Genomic DNA, 23,265 nt, shown 5'->3' with positions numbered 1-23,265 from the left:
GCAGCTTGCCATGGCCGGGCACGAACGCGAATGTCGAGGAATGCGCTCCGAGGAGGTAGGGTGTATGGAATTTACAAGGGTCCTGCCGACGGAAATCGCGCCGTGGCTCACGCCGCCTCCGGCTGCGGCGCAAGAGCGCGCGTACGAATGGGGATGGGGTATGCACCCTTCGATGTGGAGCGTCTGGGGGGCGTGGGGCGTCGTGATGATGGCGATGATGCTCGTGTTCTGGACCGTGGTGATCGTGGGTTTCGTGCTGGGGATCCGATGGCTGATGAGCCAGGGCAGGGAGACGCGCCCGGCCGATACCGCGCTCGACATCCTTCGACAGCGGTACGCACGCGGCGAGATCAACAAGGAGGAGTTCGAGGCGAAGAAGCGCGATCTCGCGTGAGGAGCCCAGAACTCCCCTCGCCATCGGCCGGACGCCGTCACCGTCGGTCGGCCGACCCTCCGCGCGCTCTCTCGGGGCCAGAAGCCGCCTCTCATCGGACGCAAGCGGAAGGCTCGGCGGTCTGCCAGGTCCCATCGCGGGAAAGGTGGGCGGCTGGCCCAGGGGTCAGATCACCCCGTGAGCGCGGCCGACCTTGACGAAGGCGGCCACCGCACGCTCGAGATCGGCCGGGCCGTGGGCGGCGCTGATCTGGACCCGGATTCGCGCCTGGTCCTTCGGCACCACCGGGTAAGAGAAGCCGACCACGTAGATCCCCTCGGCGAATAGATCCGCCGCCATCCGGTGCGCAAGCCGGGCATCGCCCAGCATGATGACCACGATCGGATGATCGCCGGGCCGGATCCCAAAGCCCGCCTCGGTCATGGCCCGGCGGAACCAGCGCGTGTTGGCCGCGAGCCGCTCGCGGCGCTCGGCGGACGTGGAGAGGAGCACCAGGCCGGCGAGGGACGCCGAGACCAGGGCCGGCGGCAGCGTGTTCGAGAAAAGATAGGGCCGGGAGCGCTGGCGCAGGAGCGCCGTGATCTCGGCCCGGGTCGCCGTGAAGCCTCCGCTGGCTCCGCCGAGCGCCTTGCCAAACGTCGAGGTGATGATGTCTACACGCCCGGCCACCCCGCAGTGCTCGGGGGTCCCGCGGCCCGTTGCCCCGAAGAAGCCCGTCGCGTGGCTGTCGTCTACCATCACGAGCGCGTCGTACCGGTCGGCCAGATCACAGATCGCGGCCAGGGGCGCCACGTCGCCGTCCATGGAGAACACTCCATCGGTCACGATCAGCCGCGTCCTCGCCTCACGCGTGGTGCCGAGGAGGCGCGCGAGCTCGGCCATGTCGCCGTGGGCATAGCGGCGGCGCTGGGCGCGACACAGGCGGATGCCGTCGATGATCGAGGCGTGGTTCAACGCGTCTGAGATGACCACGTCGGGCTCGTCGAGGAGGGTCTCGAAGAGGCCGCCGTTGGCGTCGAAGCACGACGTGTAGAGCACGGCGTCCTCCGTCCACAGGAAGTGTGCGATGGCGGCCTCCAGCTGCGTGTGGATCGTTTGGGTGCCGCAGATGAACCGCACGCTCGCGAGCCCGAACCCCCAGCGGGCGAGCCCCTCTTGCGCCGCGCGGACGAGCGTCGCCTCGTTGGCCAGCCCGAGGTAGTTGTTGGCGCAGAAGTTGAGCACTTCACGCCCGGCCACCGCCACTCGGGCTCCTTGCGGCCCTTCGATGAGCCGCTCGCCCTTCCAGAGGCCCGCCTCGCGGATGGCCTCGAGCTCGGCCTGAAGCCGCTGCCTGACTTGACCGTACATTGTCCGTCTCCGCGGGCCGCTTGGCCGCCAGTCGCTCAGCGCGCAGCGTAGCGCCGCGCGATGTTGGGGGTCAGGTATTCCTCAAACGTGCGCCGGAGGTCGTAGGTCGGTCGAAACCCCCAGTCCTTCCGGGCCCGTGCGTCATCGATGTCCTCCGGCCACGAGTCGACGATGGCCTGCCGGCGTCCGTCCGGCGTGAACGTGATCCGCTCTTCCGGGAATGCCCGCCGCACCAGCTCGGCGAGCTCGCCCGCGCTCGGGCTGAAGGCCGCGACATTGTACACGGTGCTCGTCAAGGCATCGGCCGGCGCTTCGAGCAGGTCCATCAGGGCACGGACCGCGTCGGGCATGGCCATGAACGGGATACGCGTGTCTTCGCGGACGAAGCAAGCATAGGGGCGTCCCTGCGCGGCCGCATGGATCATCTCCGATGCGTAATCGCTCGTGCCGCCGCTCGGTACGGTGAAGGCCGAGATCAGTCCGGGAAAGCGAACAGCCCGGAAGTCGACGCCGCTCACCTCGCCAGAGGCCAGCTGGCGGTAGTGACGCCCGAAGTAGCGGCCCAGGTGCTCGCAATATAGCTTGTTGGAGCCGTACATCGTGATCGGCTGAAGCCACGCCGCCTCGGTCACCCGGCCGGCCACCCGCTTCGTGTCGAGATCCGGCAGCCCGTACACCGCGATCGAGCTCGGGAACAGGAACTTGACCGGGCGGCCGAGGGAGCGGGCCTCGTCCACCGCGAGCCGAAGCAGATTGAGCGTGCCCTCGACGTTCACCTCGTGGGCCGTCTCTGGGACGAACTCCGCACGCGTGGACAGGAGTGCCGCCAGATGGAAGACGGCCGAGATCTCGAACTCGCTCCGCAGCCGGTCGAGCAGGTGGCGGTCGAGCACGTCGCCGACCCGGGTTGCCACGCAGTGTTGCGCCACCTCCTCGTCCATCGCCCGCACGTCGAGCGCCAGGACGTCGTAGTTGCCGAGGGCCGCAAGGTGATGGATCAGGCCGTGCCCGACCTCGCCTCCCGCGCCGGTCACCAGGACCACCGGCTTGCGCGCCATGCGTGACCTGCCGGCGCTCCGGCTACCGATAGGACCAGACGGCGCCCCGGCGGGGGGACCGACTTCTCAGGTGCTTGAAGAACTCGATCTGGCGCAGTCGCCGCTCCGCCTCGGCCCTCGTGTCGTAGGTGCCGAACCTCCGTCCGGTCGTCTCCGATACCACGACGTATCTGCCACCGATCTTCCTGATCATTCGAGCGGCCTTTCTCGCCGCCCGCCGGGCGGCAGACTCGTAGGACCAGTCATGCTCATTCGAGCGGGAGCAAGGTCGGTGCCACTGAGGAACCGGCTTCTGCTCAGGAGGTTATAGGTCGCCGCGCGCGCGGGCCACGGGGCACGGCTGCCTCAGCAAGGGAGCTGCCGCCCCACTGGCATCGCGCTTGCTGCCGGCACTGGCGTCGCGCGCGGAGCGCTCGATGTGAACGTGCCCTCGATCGAGGAGGTGGTGACCGCATGAAGAATAGATTCCAGGTCCTCCAGGTCTGGGGTATCCCCATCCGGGTTCACGTCAGCTGGCTCCTGATCTTCGGCCTCGTGACCTGGTCCCTGGCCTCCGGGTACTTTCCGCACGAGTATCCCGGATGGTCGACCGGGACCTACTGGGCGGTCGGCGCGGTCGCCGCGCTGGCGCTCTTTGCCTCGGTTCTGATCCACGAGCTCGGGCACTCCTGGGTGGCGCTGCGCAATCAAATTCCGATCCGCAGCATCACGCTCTTCATCTTCGGTGGGGTCGCTCAGATTGCCCGAGAGCCCCATGGACCGGGCGCAGAGCTCCGGATCGCGATCGCCGGCCCCATCACGAGCATGCTCCTGGCGGTACTATTCGCCGGTGCCTGGCAGGTCGTCCGCGACGTCCCGATCCTGGCCGCGCCCGCGATCTGGCTGGCCCGCATCAACTTCGGGGTGGCGATCTTCAACATGGTCCCCGGCTTCCCGCTGGACGGCGGGCGGCTGCTTCGCGCGCTGGTCTGGCGCTGGACCGGGAGCCTTCGACGCGCCAGCGAGGCCGCAGCGGCCATTGGCCAGCTCGTGGCCTTCGGATTCATCGGGTGGGGCATCTTGAACGTGATGCGCGGCGATGTCATCGGCGGCATGTGGATTACCTTCATCGGCTGGTTTCTCCAGAATGCGGCCGCGGTCAGCCACGCCGAGGGCAACCTGCGCGAGACGCTGTCCGATGTGACGGTGGGCCAGGTCATGACACGTGACTGCCGGCGGGTCGAACGGGCCTGGAGCCTCGACCGCGTGGTTCGAGAGGAAGTGCTGGGGGCGGGCCGACGCTGCTTCATGGTGACCGAGGACGGACGCCTCGCGGGGCTGCTGACGGTGCACGAGATCAAGACGGTCCCGAAGGACCGGTGGCCGAGAGTCATGGTCGGCGAGGTCATGACTCCGGCCGGCAAGGTGACCATGGTGGAACCGGCGACGAACTTGCTGGCTGCCCTTGAGCAGATGGACAACGCCGACGTCGCCCAGATGCCGGTGGTCCAGGCTGGCGAGCTGGTCGGCATGATCGGCCGCGAGCAGATTCTCCACTACCTCCGGGTTCGCGCAGAGCTGGGGGTGTGAGCCGGCGGCAAGCTCGCCCGGCCTGGCCGCTGCGGCCCAGAAGGTCGGCACGCACGCCCCAGTGTGGCGAAGGCGCCCCATCGAGAGGAACGCGGCGGCGACACGGCTGCGAGCAGCAAGTCACCGACGGCACGAGGATGTCGCCTCGCTCGCGCAAGGCGAGCGAGGCTGGCACGGGCAATGCTCTTCGCTGCGGGACTGAGATCAGCGAACGCGACATGAGCGATCGACAACTCTGGGGGGTCGTGCTGGCCGGCGGCGAGGGGGTGAGGCTTCGGACCTTGTCCCAGCGCATCTGTGGTGACCACCGCCCGAAGCAGTACCTCCCGGTTCTCGGGGACCGAACGCTGCTCCAGCAGACTCTCGATCGGGTTGCCCTCGGGATCGCTCCGGCCCGGACCGTGGTGGTCACTCTGCGCAGTCACGCGCCGTACTTCGGGAAGCCCGGTGGGGGACCCGAACGCCCCCACGTGCTGGTCCAGCCGGCCGACCGCAGCACGGCGGCCGGGATTCTCTTGCCGGTCCACTGGATCGCCAGGCGGGACCCCGGCGCGATCGCTGCTGTGTTTCCCTCCGATCACTTCATCTCGGAGCCGGCGACATTCATGGTCCACATCGAGGAGCTCGCCGCGTGGATCGAGCAGCACCCAGAGCGGCTCGTGCTCGTCGGCGCTCGCGCATCCCGACCCGAGGTGGAATACGGCTGGATCGAGCAGGGACGACTGCTCGACTCGGATCCCGATCGCCGGATCTGGGAGGTTCGTCGCTTCTGGGAGAAGCCATCAGAGGAGAGAGCTCGCATCTGTTTCGAAGCCGGTTGCCTCTGGAACACTTTCGTCCTCGTGGGCAAGGTGGCGACCTTTATCCGGGCCGGTCACGAGGCCGTCCCGGAGGTGAACGACCGACTCGGGCGAGCGGGTGCCTTCTTTGGAACCGCCGAGGAGGCCTGGGCGCTGCACCAGGCCTACACGCTGATGCCGAAGGCCAATTTCTCCCACGCGATCCTGGAGCCATGTCCGCCGTTCCTGGCCGTGACAGAGATGCCGCGGCTCGTGTGGTCTGACCTCGGGACCCCTCGGCGGGTATTCGAGATTCTCCGCAGTGTCCGAGAGCGCCCGGCGTGGGTCCGCACGTCGGACCTCGCGGTGTCGTGACGAAGAAAGGAGGATTCCCATGCCGACATACGTCGTGCTGACCCGACTCACCCCCGAGGCCGTCAAGACTCCGGGGGAGCTGAAGCGCCTCGAGAAGGTGGTGGCCGATCACGTCCGGAGGGACTGTCCCCAGGCGAAGTGGGTGGCCAACTACGCGATCCTGGGCCCGTATGACTACATGGACATCTTCGAGGCCCCAGACGAGATCATCGCCGCCAAAGTGGTGATGATCATCCGCTCGTATGGTCACGGGCAGACCGAGACGTGGACCGCCATGCCCTGGGAGCGTTTCGAGATCGTGCTGCCGCGCTGACGCCCTCAGCTGGGTCGGAGCGCCAGAGTCCCGTCATCGGTGAGCTTGATCTGCGCGCCGAATGGCCGGCTAATCCGGTCGAGGGTGCAGGCGAGCCACTCGGCGTCGGCGGCGCGGGCGCGGTTGAGCTGGAGGTTCCGGATCTGCATCGGCGTGATGCGAAGGCTCTTAAGCTGGCCCGTCTCCGGCTCGACCGTGGGAAAGTACATCAGCGCCAGGTCGCCACGGAACTCCTCGTGGCCGACGATGCCCTCGTAGTCGTCGAGGAAGTCGCCGCAACCGTAGAGGATGAGCTTGCCCCGGTAGAGCTCGATCGGCCGGGCGTGGTGGGAGGAATGGCCGTGGACGATATCGACCCCTCCATCGAGGAGCCACCGCGCGAACTGTTGCTGAGCCGCGGGGATCTGATAGCCCCAGTTGCCGCCCCAGTGGATGGACGCGACGACGATGTCCCGCGCTTGCTTCACCGACCGGACCCGCTCCAGGATCTCGCCGGCCGTCGCTTCCAACAAATCGGGCAGCACGTCGATTCCGGGCGCGTCGTCGGTGGCGGCCCAGCTCGAGGGAATGCCGCTAGACGGGTCACCGAACGCGAAGACGAACAGCCGGCCTTCCCCCGGAATCCCCACGCTTGCCGGCTCGCGCGCTTGTGCGAGCGTACGCCCCGCGCCTGCGCCTCGCACGCTGACCGCGGCCAGCGTGTCGATGGTCTCGAGCAGGCCGGCCTCGCCGAAATCGAGCACGTGGTTGTTCGCCAGCGCGCACACGTCGATCCGGGCGGCGGCGAGGCATCCGACGTTGTCTGGGTGCATCCGGTAGTGGATCCCTTTGCCCGGCCGGCGATCGTCGCTCCGCGTGATGCTGGTCTCCAGGTTGACGACGCGCGCCTCCGGCGAGATGCGCGCCAGCTCCTCGAGCGCGTCACCCCAGATGTACGAGAAACCCACCGGACGGGGAATCGGTCCGCTCGCGGCCTCGGCCAGCCGCACGTACTGACGGGCGTCCTTGACGTACTCCTCGTGGAGGCGGGCATCACTCGGGTGCGGCAGGACCTGGTCGACGCCGCGTCCCGTCATGACGTCGCCGCACAGGAAGATGGTCACGGTTCCCATACTCTCTATATTGTTACAAGTGACGTACCCGGCCGAGTCCATGGCCCTGCTTCCCGGTAAGCTGCCGCCGTCCATGCTGCGCGGCCTGCTCCGCTATCGCGGCGCATCCGATCGTCGCGTGGTCCTGGGCCCGGCCTTCGGCCTCGACGCTGCGGTCATCGATCTCGGACGGCAGTACCTGATCCTCAAGAGCGATCCGGTGACGTTCACCGTCGAGGAAATCGGCTGGTACGTCGTGCACGTCAACGCCAACGACGTGGCGGTCATGGGGGCCCGGCCGGCATGGTTCCAGTCCACGATCATCGTGCCGCCCCGCACCGCGCCCGCGGTCGTGCGGCGGATCTTCCGCGACATCGATCGGAGCGCGCGGGGGCTCGGCATCGCGGTGACCGGCGGTCACACCGAGATCTCCAGCGCCGTGACGCAGCCGATCGTGGCCGGGGACATGCAGGGGGTGGTCCCAAAGGAACGGCTGGTGACCGCGGCGGGAGCCCGCGTCGGAGACGTCATCGTCATGACCGCGTTCGCCGGCATCGAGGGCACGTCGATTCTCGCCCGCCGGTTCGCCGGCGAGGCCCAGCGCCTGCTCGGCCGGCGCGAGCGGCACGAGGCGGCTCGCTTCAACCACCGACCCGGCATCTCGGTGGTCCGGGAGGCTTTGCTCGCGGCGCGGGCGGGGGCGACGGCGATGCACGATCCCACCGAGGGAGGAGTCGCCGCGGCCCTTTTCGAGCTCGCCACCGCCTCGGGCCGGCGGCTGGTTGTCGACCTGGACCGCATTCCCGTCCACCCTCTCACCAGCCGCCTTTGCGCTCACTTCGGCCTTCGGCCGCTCGGGCTGATCGCCTCGGGCGCGCTGCTGCTCACAATCCCGAAGCGTCGGGCGGATGCGGCGCTCGGAGCCCTTAGGCGCCGCGACGTGCCCGCGGCGGTGATCGGGGCGGTGGAGCGTGGCCGCGGGGTGGCCGCCTATCGCGCGGGCAAGTCCGCGCGGTTCGAATGGTCACCGCGCGACGAGCTGACTCGCCTCCGGTGATTAGATCGTGTGCAGACGAGGATCTTCCGTCTCACAATGCAGGTGCAGGAATGCCTGGAGGAGCGGCCATGAGAGCGGGAGCCTCCCTGAGGAAGCCATGAAGGTCGGCGATGTGATGACGAAGCAGCCAGCGGTGGTGGGACTTGACACGCCGGTGCGAGAGGCTGCCGAGCTGATGCGCAGCAAGGTCGTGCGCCATCTTCCGGTGGTCGGTCCCGCGGGGCAGGTGCTCGGCATCGTGACAGACCGTGATCTGCGACATGCCGCGTTCATGCCCGCGCTGGCGGAGCAGGTCGGATGGGAGCCGCAACGCGTGAAGGCGCCGCGAGTCCGCGACGTGATGACGTGGTCGGTCGTGACGACTCATCCGGAGACCACCCTGGTGCAGGCAGCCCTCACGATGTTCCAGCGACGGATCGGAAGCCTGCCGGTCGTGGTGGATGGGCGGCTCGTGGGCATCTTGACCGAGCGGGATGTGTTCACCGGTCTCCGGGCAGGCCACGAAGTCGACGAAGCGACGAACCCGTTCCTCTGGTGAGCGGTGTGCCTACCCGTATCGTGATCCTGGGCGCCGCCGGCCGCGACTTCCACAACTTCAATCTGGTCTATCGCGATGATCCGCATGTCCACGTCGTCGCGTTCACCCAGGCCCAGATTCCCCGGCTGAGCGATCGCCGGTATCCCGCCGCGCTCGCTGGTCCGCGATATCCGGACGGCATCCCGATCGAGCACGAAGCGGAGCTCGAGACGATCTGCCGCCGCGAGCAGGTGGACCGAGTGGTGTTCGCCTATAGCGATGTCTCCCATGCGACCGTCATGCACCTGGCGTCCCGGGCGCTGGCTGCCGGCGCGGACTTCGCGCTGCTCGGCCCGCGGCGAACGATGCTCCGCGCACAGGTGCCGGTCATCGCGATCTCGGCCATCCGGACCGGCTGCGGGAAGTCGCAGGTCGCTCGGTGGCTGGGCGGATGGCTCCGCGCGCGAGGGCACCGCGTCGCGGTGCTACGCCACCCGATGCCCTACGGCGATCTGGAGCGCCAGCGCGTGCAGCGCTTCGCGCGACGGGAGGATCTCGAGGCGGCGCAATGCACGGCCGAGGAGCGCGAGGAGTACGAGCCGCACCTGGCCGCCGGGAACGTGGTGTTCGCCGGCGTGGACTACGCGGCGATCGTCGAGCGCGCCGAGCGGGAAGCCGACCTGATCGTGTGGGATGGCGGCAACAACGACTTCCCCTTCCTCCGGCCGGACCTGCACATCGTGATGGCGGACGCGCTCCGGCCAGGGCAGGCCGACGGTTACCACCCCGGCGAGGCGGTGCTTCGCATGGCCGACGTGATCGTCGTCAACAAGGTCGACGCCGCGTCGGCGGCCGGCGCGCAGGCCGTGGTTGAGGAGGTCCGCGCGATCAACGACCGGGCGATCGTGGTGCGGGCGGCCTCGCCGGTGCGCCTCGACGACGCCGGGGTCGTACGAGGCCGTCGAGTCCTGGTGGTCGAGGATGGACCGACTCTTACGCACGGGGGCATGCCGTACGGCGCCGGCTACGTCGCGGCCACCACCGCCGGCGCTGGCGCGATCGTGGATCCACGGGCGTCCGCGCCACCGAGCATCCGCGCGCTCTTCGCTCGATATCCGCACATCGGTCCGGTGTTGCCCGCGGTCGGCTACGACCGCGAGCAGCTCGAGGCACTGCGCGAGACGATCGATCGGGCCGGCGCGGACGTGGTGGTGGCCGCCACGCCGCTCGATCTGGCGGCGCTGATCCACCTCCGGACGCCGGTCGTGCGGGCTCGCTACGAGTTCGCGGACGCCGGCGTGCCTACGCTGGCGTCTGTCGTCGAAGGGTTCCTGGCGCGCAACGTCAGCGGTCGGTGATCCCTGCGCGGCCGCCCTTCGTGAGAGCTTCGTGGATCCTTGCCAGCAGCTCACGCTGGTCGAGCATCACGCAGATGAGCTGCCCCGCCACGACCATGGTGCCGCCCACGAGCAGCCCGACGAGGCTGACGACCAGGAAGGCCATGATGCGAAGGGCCGAGGAGAACTGCTCGAACTCATTGCCGTTCGAAAGGGCGAGCCACGAAGCCAGGAGCAGGGCGATCAGGAATACGCCGGCACCGACGAGAACGGAAGCCTGCCCCCACCTCCGGGTGAATCGATAGCCCATTGTTCGATCATCTCCTCGCCGGTCCGAGCTGCCTGAGTGCACCGGCCTGTGGATGGAGGAGCAAGCCGCATGCCTCGCGCTCGAATCCTGGCAAACCTGCGGCGAACGACGCCCATGGATCGGGGCGAGCCCTGCCCGGTGGAGGCACTCGCGCCCCAGATGGGGCGCGAGCGCCTCGGAGCCTCCGCTCGGCGTGGCCACGCATTGCCGTGTTTCGCAAATGTCAGGCGGGGGCGGGCCTTGGCAGGCCGGTTGCAAGTTCTCGGCAGAAGGAGGAGCTCATGAGGCATCCGAAGCGAGCTCTCACTCGCGACATACGAACGCGGAACCCGAAGCGGCTGGCTCGAGCACGCCGCGGGCTTGAGGAACCCACCTGGCCGGAAGGCGTCGTGCGCATGCGCGACGTCATGACCCGGCCGGTGCTCACCTTCCGACAGACGATGACCGTAGGCCGCGCTCTCGGCGCGTTGCCGGTGGTCGAGCACGGTCGAGTCGCGGGAATCCTCGCGGTCGGGGACGTCCTGAAGACCGTGGTCCAGATGCTGGACGAGGGTGTGATCTCACGGCCCGGCAAGTGGGGCGCCGAGGCCTGAGAAGCGGAGGATGTCATGAAGGCAAAGCGCACGACCAAGAAGACCATCCCGGCATCGCGGTCCCCTAAGGCGGGCCGACCGTCAGAGCAGGGGGCGCTGCCGGCGCGCGTACGTCGGCGACAGAGGACCGCCCACGCTGCCTTTCGCAAGGACACGACGATTCACCAGGCTGCCGAAGGGCCGCGCGCCATTTGGGGAGCCACCAAGCCCAAGATCAAGAAGGGATAGACGCCGGGCGTGAAGGACAACAAGATCGCCGAGTACCGCGCGACGGTGAAGGTGGCCTTCCTCGTCGAGGAGAAGTAACTAAGACCAGGGTGCGCGATGATGAAATTGACGATCGTCCAGGTCGACTTGCGAGGCCGACGTGTCTTGCTCCGCGCGGATTTCAACGTCCCGCTCGCCGGAGATGAGATCACCGACGACGCGCGCATCCGCGCCGTCGTGCCCACCATCGAATGCTGCCTCCGTAACGGTGCCAGCGTCGTGCTCGCATCGCATCTCGGGCGCCCCAAGGGCCGGGAGGCACGGCACTCGCTCAAGCCGGTCGCCTTCCGCCTGCAGGAGCTGCTGGAGCAACCGGTGCCGCTGGCTCGGGACTGCGTCGGCCCCGTCACGGAGAAGCTGGCCCGGACCCTCGAGCCGGGCCAGTGCTTGTTGCTCGAGAACCTGCGATTCCACGTGGAGGAAGAAGCCAATGATTCCGTATTCGCGCAGGCGCTGGCCCGGCTGGCCGACTGCTACGTGAATGATGCCTTCTCGGTCTCGCACCGGACGCACGCCTCGGTCGTGGCGATCACGCGGTACCTGCACCCGGCGGCCGCCGGCCTCCTCATGCAGCGGGAGCTGGTGGTGCTCGACCGCATCCTCGCACAGCCCCGCCGACCACTCGTTCTGATCCTGGGAGGAGCCAGGATGGCGGACAAGCTCGGCATCGTCCGGAACCTGGTGCCTCAGGTGGACCGAATGCTGATCGGCGGGGCGATGGCGTTCACGTTCTTGAGGGCCCGCGGCCTCGAGGTCGGCCGCTCGCCGGTTGAGTGGGACCTCGTCCCCACTGCCAAGGAGATCCTCGATGATGCAGCTGCCCGCGGGATCCAGGTCCTCCTTCCAGAGGATTTCGTGGCGGCGGTTCACCCCGGAGACCGCTACTGGATGCATTCCGTCCCCGCCGAACACATGCCCGTGGCGCTGTCCGGCTTCGATATCGGACCCGCGACGGTGACACGCTTTCAGCGGGCCCTGCAGGATACGGGCACCGTCGTGTGGAACGGGCCGATGGGTGTGGTGGAGCAGGCGCCGTTCGCCTCAGGCACCGAGGAGCTGGCCAAAGCGGTGGCCAGCGCGCGAGGCCTGACCGTGGCCGCGGGCGGCGATACGGTCGCTGCGGTCCGGCGCGCCGGAGTCGCCGACAAGCTCGGCCATCTTTCGCTGGCCGGGGCCGCGTTCCTCAAGGCCCTCGAGGGCCAGCCGCTGCCCGGCGTGGCAGCCTTGAGCGACGTGGGGCGGACAACGACATCCGTGTGAGATGTTCTCGGTGGTGATGCGGTTGCTACTGGGGGGCAGTCGGCCACACCTGGGGCGATTGAACCTCACTAGCGTGCGCTGCGGATCGCGCTGCCCATCGTGGAACCGCGTGTCCGAGCTGGACTTTTCTCGCCTCTACGGTGTGGCAACCAGCTTGCAATCCTCCAGAGAAGAGCATGGCTCCGCTCATCGAAACCGAGAATCTGGTGAAGGACTATTCGCTAGGCGCGCACGTGGTCCAGGCGCTCCGTGGGGTGTCGGTGACCATCCAGCCTGGTGAGATGGTGGCCGTGATGGGCCCGTCGGGCTCGGGCAAGTCGACCTTCATGACGATCCTCGGTTGCCTCGACACGCCCACCGCTGGCCGATATCTCCTTGAAGGGCGCGACGTGTCGGGCCTGGACGACGACGAGCTGTCGAAGATCCGCAACCGGCGCATCGGCTTCGTCTTCCAGCAGTTCAACCTGCTGGGGCGGATCAGCGCGGAGGCTAACGTCGAGCTCCCGCTGCTCTATAGCGACGTGTCGGCCGCCGAGCGGCGTGCGAAGGCCCAGGCCAGACTCCGCGCGGTCGGCCTCGCCGGGCGGGAAGACCATCGCCCCGCCCAGCTTTCCGGAGGCGAGCAGCAGTGGGTGGCCATCGCGCGCGCGCTCGTGAACGACCCGATCCTGCTGCTGGCCGATGAGCCCACCGGGAACCTCGACACCCGCACGAGCGTCGGGATCATGGCGATCCTCCAGGAGCTTCACCGCAGTGGCTTGACCATGGTGGTCGTGACGCACGAGCCGGACATCTCGCAGTATGCCGAGCGCATCCTCACGTTCCGTGATGGCCGGCTGATAGGTGATGAACCGGTCCACAATCGGCGGGAGGCGCGGGCCGACCTTCAGGCGATGCCGGCGTGGAAGGCCGCATGAGAGCGTGGCCGAGCCTGCAGATGGCGGTCGGCGCCTTGCAAGTCAACAAGCTGAGGACGGCGCTGACCGCGCTCGGCGTGATCATCGGCGTGGGCGCCGTGGTCACCATGATGGCGATCGGAGCCGGCGCGCAAGCCCGCGTGTCCGAGCAGATCCGAAGCCTCGGGTCGAATCTCATCATCGTGCTGTCGGGGTCCATCACCGCGGGGGGCGTCCGCCTCGGGGCCGGAAGCCAGCTCACCATTACTGAGGACGACGCGCGAGCGATCCAGCGCGAAGTGACGAGCGTGCAGGTGGCGGCGCCGGTGATGCGCGGCGGCGTCCAGACGGTCTTTGGAAACACCAACTGGTCGACCGCGCTCCAGGGGGTGACCCCGGATTACTTCCAGGCTCGCGGATGGGATGCGGTCTCCGGACGACTTCTCAGGCAGGAAGACCTGGATGCCGCCGCGAAGGTCGTCCTGCTCGGAGAGACAGTGAAGGAGAACCTCTTCGGCAGCACCGACCCGATTGGACAGACCATCCGCATCAAGAAGGTGCCGGTCACCGTCGTCGGGGTCCTGGCCCGGAAGGGGCAGAGCACCCAGGGAGACGATCAGGACGATACCGTGATCGTCCCCCTCTCGACGGCCAAGAAGAAGATCCTGGGGATCAGCCAGGCCAATGCCCGGGCGGTAGGCGCGATCCTGGTCAAGGTCCGCGAAGCCGACCGCATGAAGGCGGCCGAGCCGCAGATCCGCACGCTGCTGCGGCAGCGGCACCATCTGCAGCCCAATCAGGACGACGATTTCGCGGTGCGCAATCTGTCGGAGATCCTGGCGAGCCAGGAGGCCGCCTCTCGGGTCATGAGTCTGCTCCTGGCCGCGGTGGCCGCCGTCTCCCTCGTCGTGGGCGGCATCGGGATCATGAACATCATGATGGTCTCGGTGACCGAGCGGACGCGCGAGATCGGCCTGCGCCGTGCGGTGGGAGCCCGCCGCCGGGACATCTTGAGGCAGTTCCTGGTGGAAGCCGTCTTGGTCTCCCTGGCCGGCGGGCTGATCGGGATCGGCCTGGGGATCGCCGGCTCCTATGTAATCGGCATGGTGTTCCAGTGGCGCGTGCTCGTCTCGGTCACGGCCGTCTTGCCCGCGTTCCTCTCCGCGTGCGCTGTCGGGATCTTCTTCGGCTACTACCCGGCGCTCAAGGCCTCGCGGCTCAAGCCCATCGATGCACTCCGCTATGAGTAAGCCGGCAACCGCGCCAATTGCTGCGTCGGTCGCGCTCAACCAGCGTCCGATCCGTTGGCTCCTGGCGCTGATTGCGCTTCTCCTGGCCGCCGGAGCCGGCACGTATCTCTATCTTCGCCTTCCGGGCCGGCCGGCGCCGTATCAGACGGCGCGCGTAACACGGGGGCCGCTGCTCGCCAGCATCTCGGCCACCGGCACGTTGAACGCGGTGATCACCGTGCAGGTGGGCTCGCAGATCTCGGGTCAGATCAAAGAGCTCCACGCCGACTTCAATTCGCAGGTCACCAAGGGACAGGTGATCGCACGGATTGACCCCGACATCTTCCATGCCCAGGTGAACCAGGCACGAGCGGAGGTGGCGGCCGCGCGGGCCACGGTGCTCAACCAGCGAGCGCTGCTCGCGAAGACCCGGGCGGACCTGGACAGCAGTCGCGCAGCCCTCGCGTCGGCCCACGCCCAGACCGTCAAGGCCCTGGTGGCCGTGACGGACAGTCTCCGGAATCTCGGCCGGCAGCAGGAGCTCGGGCGGAGCGGGCTGATCGCCCAGGCCGACGTCGACGCCGCGCAGGTTGCCTACGACTCGGCGGTGGCACAGCATGAGGCGAGTCTTGCCCAGGAGCAGGCGCAGGCGTCCGCGGTGGAGTCGGCCAAGGCCCAGCTGGAGGTCGCCGAGGCCCAGCTCCAGAACGCGCTGGCACAGGTCGGCCAGCACGAGGCGGCCCTGCGTCAAGCCCAGGTCAACCTGGACCACACCATCATCAGGGCGCCCGTGGACGGCGTCGTGGTCTCGCGCAACGTGGATGTGGGCCAGACGGTGGCGGCCAGCCTGCAGGCTCCGACATTGTTCCAGATCGCCCAGGATCTAACCAAGATGCAAGTGGACACCAACGTCGACGAGGCCGACGTAGGTCGCGTGCGCGTGGGGCAGCTCGTAACGTTCACGGTGGATTCGTTCCCCGGATTGACCTTCAGGGGGGGGTCGTGCAGGTGCGGAAGGCGCCCCAGGTCGTCCAGAACGTCGTCACCTACGACGTCGTGGTGTCGGCCCCGAACCCCGAGCTCAGGCTGTTGCCGGGAATGACCGCGAACGTGCGCATCATCACCGACCAGAAGGACGGCGTGCTCAAGGTCCCCAATGCGGCGCTCCGCTTTCGACCGTCCGGGGCGGCGGTCGAGGTGTCGTCTCCCTCCGCTGTGGAATCCCGGTCCGATACGCTTCGCGGCGTCTCAGGCGAGGCCTGGGTGCTCGGCCCCGGCGGGAAACTCCGTGCGGTCCCGCTCCGACTCGGCCTCAGCGACGGCGGCATGACCGAGGTGCTGGAGGGCGAGCTCGGCGAGCTGCAGGAGGTCGTGGTTGGCGTGCCCACGGCGGTCCCGCAACCCACGGGGCCGGGTGGGGGGCTGCGCCTTCGGTTCTAGACGAGGCTCGGGCCCGGCCTTGATCGGGTCACTACGCCCCGAGCGATGGTGAGGCCGCGGTCTGGCTTCGTCAGCTCGAGCTGGTTCCAAAGCGCGAGTAGTTCGGCCCGTCACTGGCCATCAGAGCCTCCGGCTCCGGCCGCGAACGTCGCGTGATGATCCACTGGTGGCTCTCCCGACCGCCGGACGATCTCCGCCCGCGTACGATCGCGTAGGCGGATCATCGCGGGCCATCCCTCGTCGTCGGGCAGGATCGGCGCACCGACGGCGACGGTGATCGGTCCGGGGACGGGTAGCCAGCTGTCCGCCGGCAGGATCTCGCGGGTGCCTCGTATCGTGATCGGGACGATCGCAGCCCGTGTCTCAATCGCCGCCTTGAAGGCCCCGAGCCGGAACGGCAGGATGCCGGGCGGTCGAAAGAACGTCCCCTCGGGAAAGACCAGCACCGACTGGCCATCGCGCAAAGCCCGGGTGATCCGCTCCGCATCGGCTACGCTGCGAGAGGTCTGGCCACGCTCCACTGTCAGGTGTCCGACCTTGCGGATCACCGCTCCTACGAGCGGAGCGCGGCCGAGTTCGCGCTTGGCGACGAACCGGAAGATCGGCGGCAGCACGGCCAGGAGGACCACGACGTCCAGGTAGCTGGCGTGGTTGGCAGCCAGGACGATGGGGCCATCGCTCCTCGCGAGATGCTCAGTCCCTTCCAGGCGTAAGGCACAGCCAGAGAGCGTGAGGATGAGCCGACACCAGCGCCGCACCAGGCGGTCGGTGGCCGATCCGCTCGGAGCCAGCAGCACCAGGATCCAGAGTGCCGCGACAGCCGGCAGCAGAATGGCCCCCAGATAGATCGCCCGGCCGAGGGCGGGGACGCGACCGATCGTCTGCCGTACTCGCGCACCGAGGGCTCCCAGGACGAGGTGGGTCCACTGGGCGGCGGGGGAGCGTGCCGGTCGACCCATCGTGCCCGCCAGGTAGGCCGCGCGCGTGGCACTTCGCCGGATCTTGCCGCTGGAAGTCTTGAGGACGGCATGGGGGTCGGCGATCACCACCACGTCGGCCGGCACCCCGAGCGCTGCGACCACCCGGTCCATCACCGCCGCCTGGAGCCGTGCGCGCTCCGCGTGGTCAACCGTCCGCGTCTCGGCGACGACCACGAGTCGTTCGGTGCCTACACTCGGGTCTTGAACGCCGAAGGCGGCCACGCAGCCCTTGCGGATGCCAGGGAGCGCGCCCACGATCTCCTCGACCTCCTGGGGATAGAGGTTCCGTCCAGCCTTCTTGATGAGGTCCTTTTGCCGACCGGTGATGAATAGTTCCCCGTCGGCCCAGTAGCCGAGGTCCCCGGAGTCCATCCATCCATCTTGTTGGACCGCCGCGGTGGCGGCAGGGTTCCGCCAGTACCCGAGTGTGACGGAAGGGCCGCGGAACTCGATCCTTCCCTCGACGCGCTCGGCAACCGGCTGGCCAGCGCGATCGACGATGCGCACCGCGTGTCCACTCAGGGGCCGACCGCACGACACGAACAGAAGGGGGTTCGGCTCGTCTGGGGCGGCGGGATCCGCCCGGCCGGATTCCTGGAAGGCCCGCCGCGCAACCGTGTCGACGCGCGGGCCGGTCGCGGGCGGCGGCATCGTCAGGGCCACGGAGGCCTCGGCGAGGCCGTAGACCGGACACATTACATGGGCGCGGAAGCCGCAAGGGGCAAAGCGCCTGGTGAATCGATCGATGGTCGCGGGGCTCACCGTTTCCGAGCCGTTCATGGCGAGGCGCCACGAGGACAGATCCAGCCCGGCCAGCTCCTCGTCGTCGATCCGGCGGGCGCAGAGGTCGAAGGCGAAGTTGGGCGCGGCGGAGAGGGTCGCCTGGTGCGTATGGATGGCGCGTAACCATCGTGCCGGGCGGGAGAGAAATGCCAGGGGGGAGAGGATGGCAATCGGGATCCCGAAATAGAGCGCACCGAGCCAGGATCCGATCAGCCCCATGTCGTGGTAGAGCGGCAGCCAGCTCACCGCGACATCGTCGGGGCGAATCCGGATCGCCTCGCCGATGGCTCTGATGTTGGCGAGCAGGTTGGCATGCGAGAGAAGGACACCCTTGGGCTCGCCCGTACTGCCGGATGTGTACTGGATCAATGCGGCATCGCCCGAGCCCGCCGCGGCAACCGGCCCCGAGCGGGGCGGCTCCATGAGGCTCGCCGCGGAGACGACGTGACGAACCGAGGGGACGCGCGACCTCAGGAGCGCGGCGACGCGCTGGGCCTCGGCGAAGGTCAGGATGGCCCGCACGCCCGCATTCTGGAGGATCCCGACCTGGCGACGGGCATAGTCCTCGATCAGGTCGCGGCGCAGCGGTGGATAGATGGGTACCGGGATCGCCCCCGCCAACAGCACACCGAAGAAGGCCCGAAAGAAAGTCTCCTCGGTCCTGAGCATGATCGCCACGGTGTCGCCCCGACCGAGCTTGCGGTCCCGCAGGGATGCGGCCACCGCGCCAGCCCCGCGCCAGAGGTCGCCATACGTGATCGGGCGCTCGCGTCCGTCCTCCTCGCGCAGGAAGATGTGTACTCGCCCCGGACTGGCCTCCGCGTGCCACGCGAGCGCCTCGATCAAAGACCGGGCTCCCGTCGGCGCGGGCGCCGCCTCGCCGAGCGGCGACACGGGCGTCGGCGCCGCCTCGACCGGTCCAGGCGCGGCCGCCAGGATGGCCGTCACGAGGTCGCGCGGGCTGACCGCCTCGGCCATCACCGCGTCGGCGAGCCGCACCCCGAACCGTTGCTCCAGGCGCAAGAGCAGCTCGACGCGCTCGAGACTGCCGATCCCGAGCTCCCGATCCAACGCCTCATCGAGCCCGACGGCCTGGTCCCCAGTCCGGCCGCCGAGCTCGTCAACGAGCGCCGCGATGACGTCCAGCACGGCGGCCTCGATGCTTCGCCCGTCGGGCCGGACTGCTCGGGTGCTCAGCACGCGGCTGCCCCGACCGTGGCGCGCCGGATCTACGAGGCGCGCCGAAGGCCGGCGGAAAGGGCGCCGGCCAAGTGGCCCATCTCGTTGCCGAGCAGCACGATGACGTCATCCACCGCGATGACGCCGACCAGGACCCCGTTCTTGGTGACGACCGGAAGTCGTCGGATCCCGGTCCGCGCGAATGTCTTGACCGCGTCCAGGATGCCCTGTTCCTGGAGGATTGTGACTGGCTTCCGGTGCATAACGTCGCCGACCCGGGCCGTATCGGGGTCCAGTCCCTTGGCGACGACTTCGATCGCGATGTCCCGGTCCGTCAGCATGCCGACCGGTCGTCCGGCGTTGACCACGATGAGGGCCCCGACGTTCTTCGACCGCATGGCTCTCGCGGCCTGCTCCACGGTCATCTGGGCGGACGCGGTGACTACCGGTTTGGTGCAGATCTTCCCGAGCATGACGAACCTCCTTCGCGTTGAAAACTCGATCGCCGTATCAGATTGCAAGTCAAGTGCCGCCGACAAACTCGCGTGGCGCCAAGGGCGGGCACAGGCTTCCTGGGGTGCCGCGGCCCCAACCGGGGCGAGAACGCCTCGGAGTGGCGCCGACCGGCGATTGCAAGTGGCCGAATCGCCGCAATTTCCATCCTGGCACCTCCGATGCAGCCCCGCGGAGGATTGTCCGACCTGACACCCCTTTGCTACAGGGAGGAGAAGCGCCATGATACGTGGGTTGATGCCGTGGACGGGGATGACGAGCCTGAAGAGCGAGATGGATCGGCTGTTCGACCGTATGGCGGAGCTCAGGTGGAGCGAGCTTCCCGCACTCGGTGACTGGGCGCCGAGCATGGACGTCTCGGAGACCAAGGACAGCTTGGTCTGCACGGTCGAGGTTCCGGGGATGGAGCAGAAGGATATTCAGATCCAGCTCCAGGAGAACCTGCTGACGATCAAGGGCGAGAAGAAGCAGGAGAAGGAGGAGAAGGACGAGCACCGCCACCGCATCGAGCGATCCTACGGCGTCTTCACTCGGAGCCTCCGGCTACCGATAGCGGTGGATGCCGACAAGGTCACGGCGGCCGTCAAGAAGGGGGTGCTGACCATCACCCTGCCCAAGACACCCGCAGCCAAGGGCACCACGATCCCGATCAAGGCCGAGTAGAGGACGCCGATGCAGAACGGTGGTGCCCCGATGCCGAACGCCGAGCGGACCCGCATGGTGTCCACTCAGATCGAGGCGCGGGGCATCACCGATCCGCTCGTGCTGCAGGCCATGCGAGACGTGCCGCGCGATCGGTTCGTCCCGGCCTCGCTGGTACACCTGGCCTACGACGATTCCCCGCTCCCCATCGGGGAGGGCCAGACCATCTCGCAGCCGTACATCGTGGCCGCCATGACCGCGGCCGCCCGCCTCAAACCGGGAGCCCGTGTGCTCGAAATCGGCACCGGCTCTGGTTACGGCGCGGCGGTGCTTTCCAGGATCGCGGCGGATGTGTACACGGTCGAGCGGATCGGCGCGTTGGCCAGCGCGGCGCGGGCGCGCCTCGAGCAGCTCGGGTACGCTACCGTCCACGTGCGGGAGGGCGACGGCAGCCTCGGGTGGCCGGAGTATGCGCCCTACGACGCGATCCTGGTGACCGCCGCGGCTCCGCAGACGCCCGGCGCGCTTCTGCAACAGCTAGTGGTGGGTGGCCGGCTGGTGATGCCGGTGGGCGCGGCAGACTCACAGCGCCTCGTCCGGGTAACGCGGACCGAGGGTCACGAATACGAGTCCGAAGATCTCGAGAACGTCGCCTTCGTGCCCTTGATCGGAGCCGAGGGCTGGCCCGATGAATCGGGGGAGTGAGAGATGCACGAGCCCTTCGTGATCGGTGACGAGACCACGCACATCAAGGGCGATGCCCAGTGCCCGGAGTGCCTGGAGGAGTATCCAGAGCCCTGCCCATGCGGTGGGCTGATCCACGCCGCCGCCGGGGAGCAAGACGAAGCCGGGACGGACTGGCCGCTGACGCGATGTGACCGGTGCGGCCGCCCCGAGGAGGAGCTCGACTGAGCCCCTCGCCCTTCATCAGGTGGCTCCGGGACATCCGGCTCGCGGACATCGCGCTCGTCGGTGGCAAGACCGCCTCACTGGGCGAGCTGTACGGCGAGCTCCGCGCGGCCGGCGTACGCGTTCCGGACGGCTTTGCGATCACGGCGACCGCGTATCGCGCGCTGCTCGACCATGATGGACTCCGTGATCGGCTCGCGGTGATCCTGAAGGGCGTGACCGGCGAAGACGTGGCCGCGCTGGCTGTGGCCGGCGCCGAGTTGCGCCGACTCGTGGAGTCGGCGCCGCTCCCTGCCGGACTCGAGGACGAGATCGCCTCCGCCTACCGAGCCCTCGGGCGGGAATACGGGCCCGGGGAGCCGACGGTGGCGGTCCGCTCGAGCGCCACCGCCGAGGACCTGCCCCAGGCGAGCTTTGCCGGCCAGCACGAGAGCTTCCTGGGGATCCAGGGTGAAGCCCCGCTCCTGAGCGCGTGCCGTCGCTGCTTCGCTTCGATCTTCACCGATCGCGCGATCGTCTACCGCATCCAGAACGGATTCGATCATCTCGGTGTGTTTCTCTCGGTCGTGGTCCAGAAGATGGTGGCGTCCGATCGAGCCAGCTCCGGGGTCGTGTTCACGCTCGATCCCGACAGCGGCTTCCGAGAGGTCATCCTCGTCAACGGCGCGTTCGGCCTGGGCGAGGCGGTGGTCCAGGGCCAGCTCGATCCGGACGAATTCTGGATCTTCAAGCCGACGCTGCGGACCGGTCACCGGGCTCTCCTCAAGCGCAAGATCGCCTTGAAGACATGGAAGCTCGCCCTGGGGGCCGACGGGAAGCCCGAGCGGGTCGCAGTGCCGCGCGAAGCGCAGGCCGCGGCCAGTCTCACGGAAGGCGAGGCGCTGGAGCTCGGCCGCTTCGCCGTCGCCATCGAGGAGCACTACTCGCGTCGCGCCGGTAGCCCGGTTCCCATGGACATCGAGTGGGCGAAGGATTCCGCCGACGGCCGCCTCTACATTCTCCAGGCGCGGCCCGAGACAGTGCACCGCGCGGAGCATCGGTCCCGGCTCGAAGTCTTCTCGCTGCCCGCGGATGCGCCGCGGCAGCGCCTGGTCAGTGGTGCGGCGATCGGCCAGCGGATCGGCGTCGGACCGACCCGGCGTCTCCGCGACGTGCAGGACCTTGCGACGTTCCAGCCCGGCGACGTGCTCGTCGCCGCCATGACCGATCCCGACTGGGAGCCGATCATGAAGCGGGCCGCCGCGATCGTGACCGACCGAGGCGGCCGGACCTGCCACGCCGCGATCGTGAGCCGGGAGCTCGGCGTCCCCTGCGTGGTCGGAACCGGCAACGCGACCGAGATACTGGCGGACGAGCAGGTGGTCACGGTCTCGTGCGCCGAAGGCGAGACGGGATCGGTGTACCGGGGCGCGCTCGCCTTCGAGCGTCGGCAGGTCGAGCTGGGGGCGTTGCCGAAGACGACGACGAAGGTGCAGCTCAATGTCGGCAACCCCGGCGAGGCCTTCCGGCTGGCCGCGCTGCCCAACGATGGCGTCGGCCTGGCCCGCATCGAGTTCATCATCGCGAGCTTCGTTCGCGTCCACCCACTCGCCTTGCTCCACCCCGAACGAATCGCGGACCAGGCGACCCGGGCCGAGATCCATGCGCTGACCCAGGGCTACCCGGACCCCGGCGACTACTTCGTCGGGCGTCTGGCCGAGGGCGTCGGGACGATCGCGGCGGCCTTCTATCCCAAGGACGTGATCGTGCGCCTCTCCGACTTCAAGTCCAGCGAGTACGCGGGGCTCGTGGGCGGGCGTGACTTCGAGCCCGAGGAAGGCAACCCGATGCTCGGGTTCCGCGGGGCGTTCCGGTACGCCCACCCGCGCTACCGGGAAGCCTTCGCCCTGGAATGCCGCGCCCTGCGGCGGGTGCGCGAGGAGATGGGCCTCACGAACGTGAAGCTCATGATCCCCTTCTGCCGGACCCCGGCCGAGGGTCGGCGTGTCCTCGATCTCCTCACGGCCAATGGGCTCGCGCGAGGCGTCAACGGCCTCGAGGTCTACGTGATGGCCGAGATCCCGTCCAACGCGATCCTCGCCGACGAGTTCGCCGCCATCTTCGACGGCTTCTCGATCGGTTCCAACGACCTCACCCAGCTGACGCTCGGTGTCGACCGCGACAGCGCGCTGGTGGCGTTCGACTACGACGAGCGCGATCCGGGGGTCAAGGAGATGATCCGGCTCGCCGTGGAAGGCTGCCGCAGGAACGGCGTCCACTCGGGTCTCTGCGGCCAGGCGCCTTCGGACTATCCCGACATGGCGGAGTTCCTCGTCGAGATCGGTATCGACTCGATCAGCCTCAACCCCGACAGCGTCGTCCGCACGACACAGGTGGTCCTCGACCTCGAGAAGCGCCTGGCAACGCCCGACGGAGCGGCCCACG

The 23,265-nt window shown here is 68.5% G+C and carries 23 protein-coding genes; 17 read left to right on the top strand and 6 right to left on the bottom strand.

Going from position 1 to position 23,265, the window contains the following annotated elements; translation table 11 throughout:
- Positions 1-172: 172 nt before the first annotated feature.
- Positions 173-394, top strand: a complete 222-nt coding sequence (locus VFX14_10505) for an SHOCT domain-containing protein (protein HEU5190109.1) — start codon at positions 173-175, stop codon at positions 392-394.
- 165 nt (positions 395-559) lie between these two features.
- Here VFX14_10505 and kbl read toward each other — a convergent pair whose 3' ends face one another.
- Positions 560-1,744: a glycine C-acetyltransferase gene (gene kbl, locus VFX14_10500; protein HEU5190108.1), complete on the bottom strand. Its 1,185-nt coding sequence runs from the start codon at positions 1,742-1,744 to the stop codon at positions 560-562.
- A 35-nt stretch (positions 1,745-1,779) separates the two neighbouring features.
- The gene (locus VFX14_10495) at positions 1,780-2,802 is read right to left on the bottom strand and encodes an NAD-dependent epimerase/dehydratase family protein (protein HEU5190107.1); all 1,023 of its coding nucleotides are present in this window, start codon (positions 2,800-2,802) and stop codon (positions 1,780-1,782) included.
- 453 nt (positions 2,803-3,255) lie between these two features.
- Between VFX14_10495 and VFX14_10490 the strand changes: the two genes are divergently transcribed.
- From VFX14_10490 to VFX14_10480, 3 genes are all read left to right on the top strand, one after another.
- On the top strand, positions 3,256-4,371 hold the full coding sequence (locus VFX14_10490; GenBank protein HEU5190106.1) for a site-2 protease family protein: 1,116 nt from the start codon (positions 3,256-3,258) through the stop codon (positions 4,369-4,371).
- Positions 4,372-4,589: 218 nt separating this feature from the next.
- The gene (locus VFX14_10485; GenBank protein ID HEU5190105.1) at positions 4,590-5,525 is read left to right on the top strand and encodes a sugar phosphate nucleotidyltransferase; all 936 of its coding nucleotides are present in this window, start codon (positions 4,590-4,592) and stop codon (positions 5,523-5,525) included.
- 19 nt (positions 5,526-5,544) lie between these two features.
- Entirely contained in the window at positions 5,545-5,838 is a 294-nt protein-coding gene (locus VFX14_10480) for a GYD domain-containing protein (protein HEU5190104.1), read from the top strand.
- A gap of 5 nt (positions 5,839-5,843) precedes the next feature.
- On the opposite strand, the gene VFX14_10475 is transcribed toward VFX14_10480, so the two are convergent.
- A complete protein-coding gene (locus VFX14_10475; protein ID HEU5190103.1) occupies positions 5,844-6,950 on the bottom strand; it encodes a CapA family protein in 1,107 nt (368 codons plus the stop codon).
- A gap of 19 nt (positions 6,951-6,969) precedes the next feature.
- Between VFX14_10475 and VFX14_10470 the strand changes: the two genes are divergently transcribed.
- The 3 genes from VFX14_10470 to VFX14_10460 all read left to right on the top strand — a co-directional run bounded on the left by VFX14_10470 (position 6,970) and on the right by VFX14_10460 (position 9,861).
- The gene (locus tag VFX14_10470) at positions 6,970-7,986 is read left to right on the top strand and encodes an AIR synthase family protein (GenBank protein ID HEU5190102.1); all 1,017 of its coding nucleotides are present in this window, start codon (positions 6,970-6,972) and stop codon (positions 7,984-7,986) included.
- Positions 7,987-8,083: 97 nt separating this feature from the next.
- Positions 8,084-8,524 (top strand): CBS domain-containing protein, encoded by a 441-nt coding sequence (locus VFX14_10465; GenBank protein ID HEU5190101.1) that lies wholly within the window; start codon positions 8,084-8,086, stop codon positions 8,522-8,524.
- 5 nt (positions 8,525-8,529) lie between these two features.
- A complete protein-coding gene (locus VFX14_10460; protein HEU5190100.1) occupies positions 8,530-9,861 on the top strand; it encodes a cyclic 2,3-diphosphoglycerate synthase in 1,332 nt (443 codons plus the stop codon).
- Here the strand turns inward: VFX14_10460 and VFX14_10455 are convergent.
- Positions 9,848-10,150: a hypothetical protein gene (locus tag VFX14_10455; protein ID HEU5190099.1), complete on the bottom strand. Its 303-nt coding sequence runs from the start codon at positions 10,148-10,150 to the stop codon at positions 9,848-9,850. The two genes, VFX14_10460 and VFX14_10455, sit on opposite strands and share 14 nt — an antisense overlap.
- A 395-nt stretch (positions 10,151-10,545) precedes the next feature.
- Here VFX14_10455 and VFX14_10450 point away from each other — a divergent pair, with 395 nt between their 5' ends.
- From VFX14_10450 to VFX14_10425, 6 genes are all read left to right on the top strand, one after another.
- On the top strand, positions 10,546-10,743 hold the full coding sequence (locus tag VFX14_10450; protein HEU5190098.1) for a CBS domain-containing protein: 198 nt from the start codon (positions 10,546-10,548) through the stop codon (positions 10,741-10,743).
- 327 nt (positions 10,744-11,070) lie between these two features.
- Complete coding sequence (locus VFX14_10445; protein HEU5190097.1) at positions 11,071-12,270, top strand: phosphoglycerate kinase; 1,200 nt, start codon at positions 11,071-11,073, stop codon at positions 12,268-12,270.
- A 176-nt stretch (positions 12,271-12,446) separates the two neighbouring features.
- Positions 12,447-13,187: an ABC transporter ATP-binding protein gene (locus tag VFX14_10440; protein HEU5190096.1), complete on the top strand. Its 741-nt coding sequence runs from the start codon at positions 12,447-12,449 to the stop codon at positions 13,185-13,187.
- Positions 13,184-14,416: an ABC transporter permease gene (locus tag VFX14_10435; GenBank protein HEU5190095.1), complete on the top strand. Its 1,233-nt coding sequence runs from the start codon at positions 13,184-13,186 to the stop codon at positions 14,414-14,416. Before VFX14_10440 ends, VFX14_10435 begins: the two co-directional genes overlap by 4 nt.
- Positions 14,409-15,497, top strand: coding sequence for an efflux RND transporter periplasmic adaptor subunit (locus tag VFX14_10430; GenBank protein HEU5190094.1), 1,089 nt, complete (start codon positions 14,409-14,411; stop codon positions 15,495-15,497). Before VFX14_10435 ends, VFX14_10430 begins: the two co-directional genes overlap by 8 nt.
- Positions 15,494-15,835 (top strand): hypothetical protein, encoded by a 342-nt coding sequence (locus VFX14_10425; protein ID HEU5190093.1) that lies wholly within the window; start codon positions 15,494-15,496, stop codon positions 15,833-15,835. The genes VFX14_10430 and VFX14_10425 overlap by 4 nt, the downstream gene beginning before the upstream one ends.
- A gap of 110 nt (positions 15,836-15,945) precedes the next feature.
- Here VFX14_10425 and VFX14_10420 read toward each other — a convergent pair whose 3' ends face one another.
- Both VFX14_10420 and VFX14_10415 read right to left on the bottom strand, forming a co-directional pair.
- Positions 15,946-18,747, bottom strand: a complete 2,802-nt coding sequence (locus VFX14_10420; GenBank protein HEU5190092.1) for an AMP-binding protein — start codon at positions 18,745-18,747, stop codon at positions 15,946-15,948.
- 80 nt (positions 18,748-18,827) lie between these two features.
- A complete protein-coding gene (locus VFX14_10415) occupies positions 18,828-19,250 on the bottom strand; it encodes a CBS domain-containing protein (protein ID HEU5190091.1) in 423 nt (140 codons plus the stop codon).
- 277 nt (positions 19,251-19,527) lie between these two features.
- Between VFX14_10415 and VFX14_10410 the strand changes: the two genes are divergently transcribed.
- The 4 genes from VFX14_10410 to ppsA form a co-directional block, all read left to right on the top strand.
- Positions 19,528-19,953 (top strand): Hsp20/alpha crystallin family protein, encoded by a 426-nt coding sequence (locus VFX14_10410; protein HEU5190090.1) that lies wholly within the window; start codon positions 19,528-19,530, stop codon positions 19,951-19,953.
- Between the two features lie 30 nt (positions 19,954-19,983).
- The gene (locus VFX14_10405) at positions 19,984-20,637 is read left to right on the top strand and encodes a protein-L-isoaspartate(D-aspartate) O-methyltransferase (protein ID HEU5190089.1); all 654 of its coding nucleotides are present in this window, start codon (positions 19,984-19,986) and stop codon (positions 20,635-20,637) included.
- A gap of 3 nt (positions 20,638-20,640) precedes the next feature.
- Positions 20,641-20,844 carry a hypothetical protein gene (locus VFX14_10400; GenBank protein HEU5190088.1) on the top strand — a complete coding sequence of 68 codons (204 nt, stop codon included), beginning with the start codon at positions 20,641-20,643 and terminating at the stop codon, positions 20,842-20,844.
- Positions 20,841-23,265, top strand: a 2,425-nt coding sequence (gene ppsA, locus VFX14_10395; GenBank protein HEU5190087.1) for a phosphoenolpyruvate synthase, incomplete at its 3' end; no start/stop codon positions are given. The genes VFX14_10400 and ppsA, both read left to right, overlap by 4 nt.

Source organism: Candidatus Methylomirabilota bacterium, assembly GCA_035764725.1.
Lineage (GTDB): Bacteria > Methylomirabilota > Methylomirabilia > Rokubacteriales > CSP1-6 > DASRWT01.
This window is presented reverse-complemented; position numbering and strand designations above follow the sequence as displayed.